This window comes from Pseudomonas sp. UMAB-08 (assembly GCF_900095225.1).
Classification (GTDB): Bacteria; Pseudomonadota; Gammaproteobacteria; order Pseudomonadales; family Pseudomonadaceae; genus Aquipseudomonas.
The window spans coordinates 1-924 of the sequence record NZ_LT607455.1 but is presented as its reverse complement, the minus strand read 5'-3'; the positions used below and the strand labels follow the sequence as shown (position 1 = coordinate 924).

General features: G+C 53.4%; 1 protein-coding gene and 1 pseudogene. Both read right to left on the bottom strand.

Translation table 11 applies throughout. The annotated features are described in order from the left end of the window. Window positions 1–208 (bottom strand): annotated as a pseudogene (locus tag K0F75_RS25390) (RHS repeat-associated core domain-containing protein); the annotation flags it as partial. A gap of 23 nt (window positions 209–231) precedes the next feature. Next, window positions 232–924: RHS repeat-associated core domain-containing protein (locus tag K0F75_RS26015; RefSeq protein ID WP_257604487.1), on the bottom strand; the 693-nt coding region annotated here is incomplete at its 5' end.

Genomic DNA, 924 nt, shown 5'->3' with positions numbered 1-924 from the left:
CCCGGTAACCATTCCCCAACAAATAATGCCCCGTTACCGGGTCAGGCGGTTCGCCATTGAAGCCGAGCAAGCACGTCATGCCGCTTTCTGCCGGGCGATGGCCATAGGCGGTATAGGCCATTGGCTTATGCGTCTGGGTATTGATTGTGTGCAGTACCGAGCGCTGCTGATCAGTGAGTAGCAGGGTTGTTTCGAGCGGGGAAACCATGGGGTGCGTCCTCTGTCAGTGTTTTATTTGGCACGGCGTAGCGATTGTCCGGTTTTCAAGGCAGAAGCATCCTCAGATCCAGCGCCTAAAGCGCCTGCGAGATTAAATGAGATGCCGATAATGGCGCTTGGTCGCCTGTCCTTGTTGAATTGTTCTGCCCACGAACCGGCTGCTTTGAGGTGAGCACTGGTATTGCTGATTTCTCCAGAGCTTACCTGCTGGGCCAGTGCTCCGTACTGTTTGGCATGCGTCATGGAAAGGCTATCATCGCCATGGCTGGCCAGATTTTGGTTGACTCGTTTTAGCTTTTGAACAAAGGGAGGGGGATTCTTTGTCCTGCCTACGATGTCATTCAGGTACCTCCTGGATGGGGACATAGTTCTAGCGACCGACGTGCTCTGCGTAAGGGATTGAACAGCTGTTGTTACGAGCCTATTGAAGTAAGTGTTGTTGGTGACGCTCGCACCTATTGAAGTCGGGGTTTTAAGCGCTTTGCTAAGGTCTCCAATGAACTTGAACAGTCTTGATGCGAAGTGGCCTGTTGGATCAGCGCGATTAACCGGGTCTCCCCCGCAATACGCATACCCATTCAATCCCCCCTCGCCAAACGGACTCACACTGTCCGGGCTGTTAAACCTCATCAACGCCGGATTAAACGCCCGGTAACCATTCCCCAACAAATAATGCCCCGTTACCGGGTCAGGCGGTTCGCCATT